15 protein-coding genes are annotated in these 13,905 nt (G+C 45.4%); 12 read left to right on the top strand and 3 right to left on the bottom strand.

The annotated features are described in order from the left end of the window. Nucleotides 1-91: 91 nt before the first annotated feature. Nucleotides 92-310, bottom strand: coding sequence for a DeoR family transcriptional regulator (locus COP04_RS15735; protein ID WP_100488892.1), 219 nt, complete (start codon nt 308-310; stop codon nt 92-94). 339 nt (nt 311-649) lie between these two features. Then, on the bottom strand, nt 650-1,582 hold the full coding sequence (gene cysK, locus COP04_RS15730) for a cysteine synthase A (protein ID WP_100488891.1): 933 nt from the start codon (nt 1,580-1,582) through the stop codon (nt 650-652). 244 nt (nt 1,583-1,826) lie between these two features. Here cysK and thpR point away from each other — a divergent pair, with 244 nt between their 5' ends. The 4 genes from thpR to trmB all read left to right on the top strand — a co-directional run bounded on the left by thpR (nt 1,827) and on the right by trmB (nt 5,057). Next, nucleotides 1,827-2,378, top strand: coding sequence for an RNA 2',3'-cyclic phosphodiesterase (gene thpR / locus COP04_RS15725; RefSeq protein ID WP_100488890.1), 552 nt, complete (start codon nt 1,827-1,829; stop codon nt 2,376-2,378). A gap of 85 nt (nt 2,379-2,463) precedes the next feature. Continuing rightward, nucleotides 2,464-3,234: an NERD domain-containing protein gene (locus COP04_RS15720; RefSeq protein ID WP_100488889.1), complete on the top strand. Its 771-nt coding sequence runs from the start codon at nt 2,464-2,466 to the stop codon at nt 3,232-3,234. A gap of 204 nt (nt 3,235-3,438) precedes the next feature. Further along, complete coding sequence (locus COP04_RS15715; protein WP_100488888.1) at nt 3,439-4,242, top strand: phosphotransferase family protein; 804 nt, start codon at nt 3,439-3,441, stop codon at nt 4,240-4,242. A gap of 173 nt (nt 4,243-4,415) precedes the next feature. Then, nucleotides 4,416-5,057, top strand: coding sequence for a tRNA (guanosine(46)-N7)-methyltransferase TrmB (trmB, locus tag COP04_RS15710; RefSeq protein ID WP_100488887.1), 642 nt, complete (start codon nt 4,416-4,418; stop codon nt 5,055-5,057). A 50-nt stretch (nt 5,058-5,107) separates the two neighbouring features. Here trmB and COP04_RS15705 read toward each other — a convergent pair whose 3' ends face one another. Beyond that, nucleotides 5,108-5,434, bottom strand: a complete 327-nt coding sequence (locus tag COP04_RS15705) for a PepSY domain-containing protein (protein WP_100488886.1) — start codon at nt 5,432-5,434, stop codon at nt 5,108-5,110. Between the two features lie 213 nt (nt 5,435-5,647). Here COP04_RS15705 and COP04_RS15700 point away from each other — a divergent pair, with 213 nt between their 5' ends. The 8 genes from COP04_RS15700 to ccpA all read left to right on the top strand — a co-directional run bounded on the left by COP04_RS15700 (nt 5,648) and on the right by ccpA (nt 13,888). Then, nucleotides 5,648-6,178, top strand: coding sequence for a DUF84 family protein (locus tag COP04_RS15700; protein ID WP_420852766.1), 531 nt, complete (start codon nt 5,648-5,650; stop codon nt 6,176-6,178). A 107-nt stretch (nt 6,179-6,285) separates the two neighbouring features. Next, nucleotides 6,286-7,134: a DUF1444 family protein gene (locus tag COP04_RS15695; protein ID WP_239984899.1), complete on the top strand. Its 849-nt coding sequence runs from the start codon at nt 6,286-6,288 to the stop codon at nt 7,132-7,134. 79 nt (nt 7,135-7,213) lie between these two features. Further along, nucleotides 7,214-7,843 (top strand): YtpR family tRNA-binding protein, encoded by a 630-nt coding sequence (gene ytpR, locus COP04_RS15690; RefSeq protein WP_100488884.1) that lies wholly within the window; start codon nt 7,214-7,216, stop codon nt 7,841-7,843. A gap of 35 nt (nt 7,844-7,878) precedes the next feature. Then, complete coding sequence (locus tag COP04_RS20550; RefSeq protein ID WP_100488883.1) at nt 7,879-10,236, top strand: DNA translocase FtsK; 2,358 nt, start codon at nt 7,879-7,881, stop codon at nt 10,234-10,236. Nucleotides 10,237-10,464: 228 nt separating this feature from the next. Then, the gene (gene murC, locus COP04_RS15680) at nt 10,465-11,778 is read left to right on the top strand and encodes a UDP-N-acetylmuramate--L-alanine ligase (protein WP_100488882.1); all 1,314 of its coding nucleotides are present in this window, start codon (nt 10,465-10,467) and stop codon (nt 11,776-11,778) included. A 160-nt stretch (nt 11,779-11,938) separates the two neighbouring features. After that, nucleotides 11,939-12,361 carry a DUF948 domain-containing protein gene (locus COP04_RS15675; RefSeq protein WP_100488881.1) on the top strand — a complete coding sequence of 141 codons (423 nt, stop codon included), beginning with the start codon at nt 11,939-11,941 and terminating at the stop codon, nt 12,359-12,361. Nucleotides 12,362-12,389: 28 nt separating this feature from the next. Continuing rightward, nucleotides 12,390-12,674 (top strand): YtxH domain-containing protein, encoded by a 285-nt coding sequence (locus tag COP04_RS15670; protein WP_157800339.1) that lies wholly within the window; start codon nt 12,390-12,392, stop codon nt 12,672-12,674. A gap of 215 nt (nt 12,675-12,889) precedes the next feature. Continuing rightward, nucleotides 12,890-13,888, top strand: a complete 999-nt coding sequence (gene ccpA, locus COP04_RS15665) for a catabolite control protein A (protein WP_100488879.1) — start codon at nt 12,890-12,892, stop codon at nt 13,886-13,888. The last annotated feature ends 17 nt before the right edge of the window (nt 13,889-13,905 follow it).

The following is a 13,905-nucleotide window of genomic DNA, read 5'->3' as shown; positions in this document are numbered from 1 at the left end:
GCAACGCTGAACAATATTTTTAAACAGGCCTCTTCTAATTCCCTCCAGCCAAAATTCAGGCAAATAAAAAAGAGCTGTTTAAAAAAACAGCTCACGATACCTTTACTTTTTTTTCTGTTACCGTCCATTGGCCTCTTCTAGGACTCCTGACCAAATGGTTATACGTTAGAATATTCAAGTCTCTTTGCATGGTTCTCTGTGTCATGTCAAATTCTTCAACCAGCTCTTTCGTCGTGACAGGACCTTGTCTGCGGATAAATAAGTAAACAGACTTAACGCGATTTAGCATACGATCAGTTGAAGGACTCAAATCACCACTCCCCAGATTTTTTATCATTAAAGAGGATGTTTGAAAATTGCGGAATGCGAAAGATGTGTCTTGTTAAATTCCCATTTTCTCCTCTTTTATGAATGATTGAACAGGATCATGACTTTTCTGACGGCACCCAAACAGGACAATTCAACCTAATGCATGAAGAATAATACAACTATTCTATTAAATAATTTAAATATACCGCTTAATTCGCAAAAGTCAAACCTTTTTTCATTTTCTTTTGCTAAGCGAATGAATTCTTTTTCCCCAGCTTGTTTCTGTTTTTCAGAGTGTACATGAAAACAGCTTCAGACAATCAAAGGGTGTTTGAATTGATCAGTGTTGAAAGATGTCACCAGATAGATAGCGTTCACCTGTGTCGTTAACCATGCATACAATCAGATCATCAGGTTTAAACCGCTTTGCTACCTGCAAGGCAACATAGACGGAAGCTCCGGACGAAGGCCCACAAAGAATTCCTTCATCCTTTGCCAGTCTTCGGGTAATTTCATAAGCGTCCTCATCGCTGACCTTAAGCACTTCATCAACCAGGGAAAGATCTAGTGTATTTGGAATAAAGCCAGGGCTGGTTCCAACTATTTTATGACGGCCGGGCTTTCCGCCTGTCAGAGTGGGGGAGGCCGCCGGTTCACAGATGTGGATGGTCATGTCCGGAAATACTTCTTTCAGGGCTTTGCCTGCTCCTGTGATTGTGCCTCCAGTTCCTGCTGCTCCGACAAGTGCTTTCAGTGGCTTGTCCAGTGACGTCACGTCACGGATAATTTCTGGACCCGTAGTTTTGCGATGGGCCTCCGGATTCGCGGGATTAGAAAACTGCATTGGCATAAAGCTGTTTGGAAGTTTCTCTGCAAGCTCCTTCGCTTTTCGAATGGCACCAGGCATTTTGTCTCTTCCAGGAGTGAGGACAACTTTGGCACCAAAAGCTTCCAGGAGTTTAATCCGCTCTATGGTCATGGTATCCGGCATAACAATGATCGCCTGATAACCTCTTGATACAGCGTTCATTGCCAGGCCGATCCCCATATTACCGGAGGTGGGCTCAATAATCGTTGCCCCTTTTTTCAGCTTGCCTTCTTTTTCAGCGGCGAGAATCATATTGAGCGCGGCACGGTCTTTGACACTCTTTGTCGGATTGAAGTATTCCAGCTTTGCATAAATTGTGGCGCCGTTCGGATCGGGGAGCCTGTTCAGCCGGACCATTGGCGTTCCGCCGACCAGTTCATCGATCGAGTCAGCAATCCTTATCATTACAGTCACTCACTTTCGTTGTTACATTTATCATGTCTCATTCAGTGATTGAATAATCTTCCGCTGAATGCCAAAGCCTGTGAAAGGCTATTTATCCCCATTATACAGGATTCAGAATCATTCAGCAGATGTTTCAAATATTTCTGCTTAATTGGAGCAAGTTATGCAACGGCCACTCTGAAACAATTTTAAAGTTGCATGGGGAGATTTACGGTAATATGATCAATGCAGAGGGGATGTTGTCTTGAAGGATCATTATTTCTTGGCCGCTCCGGTCCCGCAAGAAGTCGGATATTATTTAATACAGGAAGCGGAGCGGATAGGCAGGCATAGTTTTTATAGAAAATGGACGAAAAACCTCCGGGATTATCACATCACACTCTTCTTTTTCGGTCCTTTGACACCGGAAAAAATGGTTACGGTCTGCGGCATTGCCGAACAGGTGACTAAGCCGCTCAAACCATTTCAGATTTCCATCTCCGGTGTAGAAGGATTCGGAGATCAAAACCATCCAAGGGTTGTTTTTGCAGGGCTTTTGCCCTGCCCGGAATTAGGAAAAATTCAGAATGAACTGAATGGGTTGCTGGGTGACTGCGGTTTTACTGCGGACAGAAGACCCTATCATCCGCATATTACACTCGCAAAAGGATGGCTGTCCGGTGAACCTTTTGCGGATACGGAAGAGTCCCGGAATCACGGTATAGGCTGGACAATTGACCGAATCAGTCTTTTCGCCGTCCGTCAGGAAAATCCGCGCTACAGGCCTGTCAGAACTTTTTTATTCGGTGACTCATAGTGAGCGAGAGAACGGATTCCAATGGGGAATCGCTGCACGCTTATTTTGATATACAATAGAGCGGAAGCTGAAAGAAGTGAAAATGATGGCGCAATTGATTAAACTCCGGCAATGTGTATCGCGTTACGAAGTGGATCTTCGCCGCTATGCGAATCGTTTCATCTGGCTTAAGAACCGGCGGCTAAATGAATGGAAGCAGAGGGCAGAAAGCAGCACGTTACAAGACCTGGATCATCAGGTGAAATTAGGCAAGGAATTTACGGCCTGGCTGTACAGGATACAGCTGGACTGGGCGACGAGGACGTCTGACCAGCGATCTTCATGCCCTGAAGAGATAGAAGGAGCGGAGTGGATAAAAAGGCTGCTGGGGGAAGTCAATGATATTGCCTTTCTGATCTATCGTCCTGTTCTCCTTACTCAGTCGGCAGCTGTGCAGCTGGATTCTTTAATCATTACGAACGACACGATTTGGTGTGTCAAGCCGATGTCCGGTGAAAACGGCAGTGTCTTCCAGGAAGTTTCGGGGCGAAAATGGAAAGAGATCGTGTCGGGTGGTGAACGGGAGGTGCTCAATCCATTGATTTCTCTGAACAGAACACGGGCTGTGGTCGACGCATTCTTAAAAAATCGCGGAATTGGGATGAAGATTGTTTCAACGGCATATGCTCCGGACAGCTACATTGAATTCGTGCACGAAGATGCCGGCGAAAGTTTTGTAGATTTTCGCAATGAACGCGAATGGTTCGAGATGCTTTCCCAGCACTCACTGCTGATGAAAAGGGTACAGATTGAGGCAGCGGAAGCATTGCTGAATCATTTTGAAACGATCGCTTCACCGCGTTTTCAAAATACATGATCCTGAATTCAATGTTGAAACATTTGGTGATTTCTGCCGATGGGATAAGTGACGAAATGATTGTTGAATCAAATGGAAAGTGGTATATTTTTATTCATAGTCTTTTTATCATGTTCGTGAAAATAATGAAAAAGTTGAGTTAATCACAGTTGAGGGACTGCCTTTTTCAAAGGCAAGATTTAAGGGGCAAAGGTGGCCTGTCTGATGAGATTTTTTGACAGCGAGGAATGGGAACTATCATCCGCCGGCGGCATGACCGGTGAAGCCTATATGGCAAAATCCGGGGAAAATAAACTATTTATTAAGCGAAACTCATCGCCTTTTCTGGCTGTCCTTTCGGCGGAAGGAATTGTCCCAAAATTGTTGTGGACCAGGCGGATGGGCAATGGCGATGTTCTGACCGCTCAGAAATGGATGAGTGGCAGAGTGCTGAAACCTGAAGAAATGAAATCCGCCAAGGTTGCCGAGCTGCTTAAAAAAATACATACATCGGATCCGCTCCTGTTCATGATGAAACAGCTGGGTAAGTTGCCTGTTACAACAGGCCAGATTGCCGAAAGTCTGGTCAACCAGGCGAAAGGTCGGGGAAACATACAGGCACTCCGCACGTCACTGCTTTTTCTTCAGGAGACGGCAGAAAGAGCAGATATTGAGAAAAAGGCTGTCTGCCATTCAGATGTCAATCACAACAATTGGCTGCTGAATCAGAATGAGGACAGTCTGTATCTCGTTGACTGGGATCAGGCAGTCATTGCCGATCCTGCAATGGATCTGGCCATGCTGCTTTACTGGTATGTCGAAGAGGATAACTGGAAAGATTGGCTGGCACTTTATGGATGGGAACTTGATGAATCGCTGCAGCTTCGTCTTGTCTGGCACATGATTGCGATGACGCTGAGGTTTATGTTCTGGCACCAGGAACATGCCGAGGCAAAAAAAATGATCCTGTTTGAAAAGGATCTTCTCTGGCTGAATGATTATGCGGCACAGGTGGTTCGTTCACTCTGATTATTCCCCAGCCTTCCTGTCAGCCTGAGAGGGGAGGTTCATGTTGCAGTCTGCCTTTTTTTAGTGCGGATGATGCTAAAAACAGGTGTTACAGGATCGTTTGTTGAATCATTTATTGTCAGACGGTGAAGCAGAACATGTAAACTGTACCAATGCATAAAGGAGAACGTTAAATGAGAGTACGCCATAAACCCTGGGCAAGGGGAAAACTTGAGCATTATACGGATATAGTGATACGGTCGCCAAAATATTACAATGGTGAATGGGGCGAGGCTTTTCACCGTGAAGCGCGGCTCTGTGTTGAAATTGGCACAGGCAAGGGTCAGTTTATTGTCGGCATGGCTGAAAAAGATCCGGATGCGAATTTCATTGGCATAGAATTGCACGAAAGTATCATCGTATCGGCATTGCAAAAGTGTCTGGATGCGAATTTAAAAAATGTCAGGTTGATCAATGCCGATGCGCGCGGACTGACAGAATATTTTGCAGAGGACGAAGTGGATGACATCTATTTGAATTTCTGCGATCCATGGCCCAAGAACCGCCATGAGAAGCGACGCCTGACTTATTCGGCTTTTCTTGCACAATATGAATATGTCTTAAAAAGCCATGGGGCTATCCACTTTAAGACGGATAATCAGGGCCTTTTCGAATATTCACTGGAAAGCTTTTCGCAGTATGGCTTTCTGCTGCGAAATATTAGCCTTGACCTGCATCATGCAAATGACAGAGAAAATATCATGACTGAATATGAAGAAAAATTTTCGAAAAAAGGCCAGCGGATTTACCGCTGTGAAGCTGTATGCAATGATTGAGCAAGTCCCGGCAACTTTAAACTTTAATTCGGCACCGGTTGCATGGTCGTTCACTGCTGCCTTTTAAGCTCGATCAGCGTTCCAGTGTGCGCATCGGCAATGAAGTCGTAATGTTTTACTGAATCAGTTTCTTTGGTCGTGAATCCTCCCTGATAGGCTTCGGTCGTCAGGGCGTTTCTTGTGATCTTATGTGGAGATAAAAAAATCCAGGCTCCGTCAATCGGAAGATTTTCCTTTGCTGCTTTTCTGACCATACTGAGCACTTTTTCCGAACTCAGCGGTCTGCGGTTTCTCATGTTTATTTTTTCTGCGGTAATTCCTGCCGCAAAACCAGCCGCAGCTGCGGCGAGGATAATCGACCCGATTTTTTGATTCATGGCTTTTCCTCCCAGTCTTCTTCTATTTTATTCTAAGTATATTCGGAAAATCCACTGAAACCAAGTCAGGGACTTTGGGCGATGATTCATGCGGACGGAGGATGGAAACAGACCTTTTTCTTAGTTGGTATTTATATAGATGCTGGAAAAAAATAATTTTGGGCAAGATCGAAACAAACTGTTATGATCTTGTCTCGATTGAGAGGCAAAATGATGGTGGTAATCATCGGGGTGGGGACAAAAAATCCGGCTAAAATTGATGCAGTAAGGCGTCTTGTCACGGGAAGCGGCAGAGCGGCGGAGATCAAGAGTTTTGATGTGCCGTCAGGCGTTTCCGCAATGCCAATGACCGATCACGAGACGCGCCAGGGATCAATTAACCGCGCTAAAGCCGCACTTGAAGCAGATCGATCGATCATTTTCGGCGTTGGGCTGGAGGGGGGCGTCAGTATGCTGGACGGGGAAATGTATCTCGTCAACTGGGGGGCAATAGCAGATCGCTCCGGTCATGTGATAACCGCCGGGGGAGCGCGGATTGTCCTTCCAAAGTTTCTGGCTGAAGGGGTCTTGTCAGGACGTGAACTTGGCGACGTTGCTGACGAGTACGCGCACCAGAAGAACGTGAGTAAACACGGAGGCACGATCGGCATTTTGACAGACGGCATGGTTACGAGAAGTGATATGTTTCTGTATATTCTCCGCCTGATTGATGGCGTCTATGCACATGAAAATAAGGAGAACTGAGGATTTGCAGCTGCTGAAAGCCTGATTCTGCGATTGGAGAATCCCGGTCATCTGCATGGATTGCCGGGTCTATGATAAAATAGTTTTATACTTTGATGATGGCAGTGATGAGTCAAAGGGAAAGGACAGGCTTTCAATCGATGGATCTTCATGAATTAAAAGAAGAATTAACGAAGAAGCTGCAATCTGATAACAGGACTATTCGTTTTGACAGTCGGTCCGGGAAGCTTAGAGTTGAAAATAAAAACAGCGGTATGGGCATCACCGTGACGCTTACCGATGTTCTTGAACAGTACCAAAACAAAGGGCAGGGCGCGGTTCTGGAGTGTATTCACGCGGTTGACCAGGGCCTGCGGGCAATGGATGCGCCTGTGCGCATCAAGGGCAATGAAAATAAGATTTATCCCGTCATCCGCTCCGCTTCTTTTCCGGTTCGGACAAAAGATAATAAAAATCTGATCTTCAGCACGCATACAGCGGAAACAAAAATTCTTTATGCACTTGACCTTGAAAATACCTATAGGCTTCTTGACGAAAAGTTTATTGAACGTGAAGGAATGGATGTACAGTCGGTTATTGCGTTGGCAAACACCAACTTAATGAAGCTTCCCTCATCTTCAAAAAAAGATGTTGTAAAAAATAATTCATTTTATTTTATTAATTACAATGACGGCTATGATGCGAGCAGAATTTTAAACCGGCATCTTCTGGACAGTGTGAAGGAGCGTGCAAAAGGAGATCTGACCGTCGCTGTCCCTCATCAGGATGTGCTTATTTTTGGTGATATTGTCAACCCCGAAGGCTATGACATACTTGCCCAAATGGTCATGAAGTTTTATTCGGAGGGGAGAGTGCCGATTACGATTCTGCCTTTTCTTTATGAACACGGGACACTCGAACCGATTTTTATTATGGCACATCGGCGCCCGGCACCTGGCAGAAGGACGGAAAACTGATTTCCGCTTCAAACAGTTTTTAATATAGGTAAGCATTATATGATTCATTCAAAACGAAAATTGGAAGGAGAAATAATAGATGATTCTTTATTATAATAAGAATGGCATAGGCGATGTATTAATTGCCTATATCAAAGAGGGTGGAAAACAAAATTTCGAAAGAAAAGCAGATGTATCCAGAATTTATGATCCGGTTTCGAAAGATACATTAGGCTTTAATTTTTTCAAGGCATCACGGTTTATCCCTGTGGATCAGAGAAATGGACTGATCACTCAGAATGATACGTTTCTCGAATTGCTGAACAGGCAGATCGCCGGTGCCGGATTTCAGGACATACTTCCATCTGACGAGAGACCCCGGATTGTTACTGGGTTTGTTGAGAAAATGGAAAAACATCCGGATTCCGACCATATGCATGTTTGCCGTGTGAATGTGGGATCAGACACATTGCAAATCGTCTGCGGCGCACCAAATATTGATCAAGGACAGAAAGTGGTCGTTGCCCGGGTCGGGGCTCTGATGCCGGATGGAATGATTATTCGGCCATCCGTTCTGAGAGGCGTCGCTTCGGACGGCATGATCTGCTCGGCGAAGGAACTGGCGCTGCCAGGTGCGCCGCAAAAACGGGGCATTCTCGTCTTAAATGAAAGCACAGCGGTCGGGCATAATTTCTTTTCTTTGATTCACAGTGAACAGATACAGGGATGAATTTTGAATAATGTTGATGGAGAGGGGGTTACGGCATGTGGGATTGGTGGCGCCGGCTTTTTGATGCAGAAGAAGATGAAGATGAAGACCCGGAAGGAATAAAAGCCATTTTTCATACGCACGGTGAAATAGATCAAGGTTCGCCTTCAGTAGGCCGCTTTACAGATGCCCATCGACAAATCGAGGTCAAAATGTTTTCACAGTATCCTGAAGGAAATGTGAAAAATACTAATATTTCCTCCTCCGGTAACGGCAAAAAGTCTGATTCGGAGCCGCGGGATGAAGAGGGCCATGAAAATGTTTTTCATGATGATCATGACGAAATGGTACTGAAAAAGGCATCCATTAAAAAACCACCGTTCCGCCTGAGCAAGGTGCCTTCCCCGGTATTCGGCTTTCGAAAACCACCGGAAAATTTTTATCGGACCAATCATCCGGAAAATTACTATCTTGATGCGCAGAAGGAGGGGCAGGAGAAAAAGCAGATCAGTGAAGTAAAAAACGGAGAATTGACAAAAAATCGGTCGATTATTCCTTCACGAAAAGACGGTCCGGTGATTGAGCAAAAAGTGATTGACGAGCCGTCACTGCAGCGCCTCGGGGGAACGAGCGGCACAGAACGCAGTTCCGGTGATCGAAATCAATATTCCGGTATCGCGGATACAGAGCGGTCCGAGCTCCACCAAACCATCCAAGGGCACATTTCATTGCCGGATACAGACGAAAGCCATCGAAATCAGTATGGCAGCCATTCTGGAAAAGAAGTATTGCCGGAACGTCGCTCTGTTTCTGAAGCAGATCGTCAAACCGTCCACCCTGTACCGGTAAGAAGCCGCTTAAACCGGTCACCGCACCGTAGCGGAACGCAGTCAAAGGTGCCCATTAATGTTCTGATGTTTCAGTCAGATCATCAACGCAGCCATTCGCTGGAGCATTCTGTAAATCGTTTAAATCGATCCTCAGCGGGTCGGCCTTATGGCAGCACACCTTCGGAAGGACTACAGCTGCCCCTCAGTCTCCTTGACGATTTGCCTGAAACTTCGGAGGACAATTCATCCTGGATTGCTGAGAAAGAAAAAGTATTGGGAGAAACGCTTGCAAATTTTCATGTGGAAGCAGATCTGATCGGATATGTGCAGGGACCGAGTGTCACGCGTTTCGACATTCATCTTCATCCGGGTGTAAAAATAAATAAAGTGCTCGGGCTGACTGAGGATATCAAACTGAGCTTGGCTGTCAGGCAGATACGCATCGCGCCTGTTCCAGGAAAAAGTGCTGTAGGCATTGAAATCCCCAATGAATTGTGCAAACCGGTTCTGTTGAAGCAGATCCTCAGTTCGAAAACTTTTCTGGAAAGCAAGGCACCGCTGACCGCTGCGCTTGGCCAGGATGTATCGGGGAACCAGATCGTTACAGATCTGGCAAAAATGCCCCATGGACTGATCGCCGGCGCGACCGGATCCGGGAAAAGTGTCTGCATCCACTCGCTGATCCTAAGCCTTATTTATAAAACTTCGCCGGACGATGTACGCTTCCTGCTCATTGATCCAAAGGTAGTTGAACTGGCGCCTTATCAAAACATCCCCCACCTTGCTGCTCCGGTGATTACAGAACCGAAGGAAGCTGCATTAGCGCTTAAGTGGGCTGTTGAGGAAATGGAAAAGCGCTATCACAAGTTTGCTGCAAGCCGTGTTCGCGATATTGAAAGCTTTAATAAAAATCAGGATGCTTCCGGCAGCGGCCAGCACCTTCCTTATATTGTGATTATCATTGATGAACTCGCGGATTTAATGATGGTTTCTCCTCAAGACGTGGAGGAGGCCGTCTGCCGTATTGCTCAGAAGGCGCGTGCTGCCGGCATCCATTTACTGCTTGCAACACAGCGTCCTTCAGTGGATGTGATCACCGGCCTGATTAAATCCAATATCCCAACACGCATTGCGTTCAGCGTATCATCACAGACTGACTCACGGACTATTCTGGATTGCGGAGGGGCTGAAAGGCTGCTTGGCAGGGGCGATATGTTGTTTGCGGAAAATGGTGCGCGCGGCTTAAAACGAATTCAGGGATGCTTTGTTTCCGATGAGGAAATTAACAGAGTAACAGGCGCTTTCGGAGACCGCACAAACGATCATTATTTATTTTCGGCTGAGGACAGCAAAAATCTGTCTACAGAAACAGGGGAGATGGAGGACGATCTGCTGGAAGCTGCCTCGGCGTTTGTCATTGAACAGGGCCAGGCCTCGGTTTCCAGCATTCAGCGCCATTTCAGAATCGGATATAACCGGGCGGCACGGCTTGTCGAGGATTTGGAAAACCGCAATGTCATTTCAGGGGCAAATGGAAGCAAACCGAGACAGGTTTTGGTAACGAGAGATAACGTTGGAGAATAGATAGCGGATGATACATAAATATACTTTTACAACTTCAGTGATAAAGGTTAAAATAGGTGACGGGTTAAAACACATGACTGCGCCGGATAGGACGAAACAGGCCGGCTGCTGTTTCTTTGTTGGAAGAATTCGATTCTGCCGGAACGTTGGACACTTCTCAGCGTAAGATGAGTATACTGTCAAATTCATGGCAGAACCGGGGATGAAGCATTTTATGGAGGTCATTTTATGACGAAATACCATTTTGTTGGAATAAAGGGAACCGGAATGAGCGCATTGGCGCAAATACTTCAGGATCTGCATCATGAAGTACAGGGTTCCGATGTTGAAAAACGTTTCTTTACACAAAAAGCGCTGGAAGATAAAAACATAAAAATTTTACCTTTTACAAAAGACAACATTACGACTGATGAAGTGGTGATCGCAGGCAACGCCTTTCCTGATCAGCATGAAGAAATTGTGCGCGCCAAAGAGCTGCAAGTTCCTGTTCGCCGCTATTACGATTTTCTCGGCGATTTGGCTGAAAAATATACCAGTGTGGCTGTAACCGGTACACATGGCAAGACATCGACGACCGGAATGCTGTCCTTTGTCTTTGAAAAATTTGCGCCGACGACGTACTTGATTGGTGATGGAACCGGCTCAGGAAATGAAAAGGCCAAATATTTTATTTGGGAATCCTGTGAATACAAGCGGCATTTTCTGCATAGCGATCCTGATTACTGCATTATCACGAATATCGAATTTGACCATTCGGACTATTATAAGGATCTGGATGATGTAGTGAACGCTTTCCAGGAACTGGCACTTAAAGTGAATAAAGCGATTTTTGCTTGTGGGGACAATGATAAACTGCAAATGATCAAATCAAATGTGCCTATTATTTACTATGGCTTTAATGAGGAGAATGATTTTCAGGCCCGGAATATTGATTTCCGGCCCGACGATTCTGGAACAGCCTTCGATGTTTATGTGCGCAATGATTTTTATGGTCACTTTAAGATACGTGGCTACGGGGAACATAATGTGTTGAATGCGCTTGCCATCATTTCATTTTGCAATTATATGAATGTTCCGCTTCAACTAGTGCAGGAGCGGCTTGCTCTGTTTCAAGGTGTCAAGCGCAGATTTTCTGAATCGAAGCTGCCCGAATTTGATCAAGTCATGATTGATGACTATGCACATCATCCGACAGAAATTCGTGTAACCATTCAGGCGGCACGTGAAAAATATCCTGACAGAAAAATTGTTGCCATATTCCAGCCTCATACGTATTCCCGAACGATGACTTTTATGGATGAGTTTGGAGAGGCTTTGAAAACCGCAGACGAAGCCTACCTCTGTGACATCTTTGGCTCTGCACGTGAAAAAAGCGGCAAAACTTCCATCCACGATTTACAGGATAGAATACCGGGATCGCATATATTGCACAACAGCAATATTGAAGATTTGAAAAACTACAAGCATAGTGTGCTGCTTTTCATGGGCGCAGGTGATATTCAAAAATATCAAAATGAATATAAAAAAGTTTTGAAGCCGTAATCCCAGCACCCCTGTCCAGCTTTTTTTCACTAGTGTGACGTGATAAGATGGAGAAGAGATTCCAAAAGCGGAAAGTTCTACCGCCTTTAACCCAGATAACAGGTATAGAAATGCGCTAAAACATCAAACTAATACGGAATCTATAAAAGGGGGAATTTCGGTGATCATTATCCTTTACTTGGCTGTCGCCATTATCGCAATAGCTTTCTCAGTACTTGTGTATTTTCTTGCGCAGACACTCCAATCCGCTCAGAAAACCATGGATGATGTCGCGTCAACACTTGAGGATATGCAGGAGCAGATGAAAGGGTTGAATGAAGAGACCACGGAACTGCTTCACCGGACCAATGTACTGGCGGCCGATGTGCAGTATAAGTCCAAAAGTCTGAATGGTATTTTTGATGCAGTTCAGGGTTTTGGAGAGTCGTTGAGCAATGTTAATGAATCCGTCCGTAAAGTGACAACAAGTATCGAAAACAGCGGGGAAGAACATGCCGGAAAAATCGCGCAGACACTTCAGTGGGGAAAAGCTGCAATCGATTTGCTGCACCGCTGGCAAGGCAAAAAAAACTCGGACCGTTAATCAAACCGTCGCAAGGAGGGGACTGGCTATGGGAAATGCTGATGGACGACTAAGGAAGGGCCCTGCATTCTTATCCGGAGTTTTATTTGGTGCGTTGATTGGCGCTGCTGCGGTTTATCTTATTGCTGTCCCTTCCGGGGAACAGCTGGTTCAGAATGTGCAGCGCAAGAGTGTTTCCCTGAAGGGGAAAAGTGCCGGCCTGATTGAAGCTGCCCGGCAAAAATCAATTGATCTGAAAAAAGCAGTTACTTCTTATAAAAAGGAATCTGACAGCAGCGAGCAGATGATCCCGATCCCGAAAGACTATGTTTGACAGTTTTTAGCCGTACCTGCTAAAAAATAGGGCTTTTTGTCGCTTTTTAGCATCATTTAGATGGCTTAATGCTTAATGGTTTGTTATGATGGACATAAATGAATAGGTATGGCATCAATTTTATTTTGATGTACTTTTGTAGTGCGGAAAAATGAAAACGTTACAGCTGTGGCCAACCCACACCGGATCGATAATAGAAGAGGAGGAATGGACAATTGAGTGCTACGATTTATGATGTTGCCCGTGAAGCTGGCGTTTCTATGGCGACCGTTTCCCGGGTGGTCAACGGGAACCCGAATGTTAAACCGACGACCAGAAAAAAAGTTTCGGAGGCCATTAAAAGGCTGGGATACCGTCCCAATGCGGTTGCAAGAGGGTTGGCAAGCAAGAAGACAACGACCGTCGGCGTCATTATTCCCGATATTTCAAGTGTGTTTTTCTCAGAATTAGCGCGTGGCATCGAAGACATCGCTACAATGTACAAGTACAATATTATTTTATGCAACTCCGATCAGAACAAAGACAAAGAAATCCGCCTGATCCAGACGCTGCTGGGCAAACAGGTTGACGGCATCGTTTTCATGGGCGGGAAAGTTGCAGAAGAACATATCGAAGAATTTAAACAATCTTCAGTTCCGGTTGTATTGGCGGCTACTGTGGATGAAAATGATAAAATCCCTTCTGTTAACATTGACTATGAACAGGCCGTTTTCGAGGTTGTTTCACACTTTGTCGAAACAGGACATCGCAAAATAGGATTTATTGACGGCCCTCTGGAAGCACCGATCAGCGGAAAATACAAGCTGAACGGGTACAAGCGGGCCCTTTCCGCTGCGGATATATCATTTGATGAAACGCTGTTCTCCATTGGAGATTATACTTATGAATCCGGGAAAGAAGCCACGGCACAATTTCTGGCACAGGAAAACAAGCCGACAGCCATTTTTGTTGATTCAGATGAAATGGCGATCGGAGCGGTTCATGAAATCCAAGATGAAGGTCTTAAAGTTCCCGATGATATTGAAGTGATCAGCAGTGAGAATACACGTCTGGTTCAGATGGTGCGTCCGACCCTGTCCAGTATCGCTGAACCTACATATGATATTGGTGCCGTAGCCATGCGTCTGCTCACAAAGCTAATGAATAATGAAAAAGTGACTAACGCGAAAATCGTTCTTCCCCATCGGATTGATTACCGCCAGTCTACAAAATAACGAAGTGCATTAATAGC

The organism is Sporolactobacillus pectinivorans (assembly GCF_002802965.1).
Classification (GTDB): domain Bacteria; phylum Bacillota; class Bacilli; order Bacillales; family Sporolactobacillaceae; genus Sporolactobacillus; species Sporolactobacillus pectinivorans.
The sequence above is the reverse complement of the archived record's forward strand: the minus strand, read 5'-3'. Positions and strand labels throughout refer to the sequence as shown.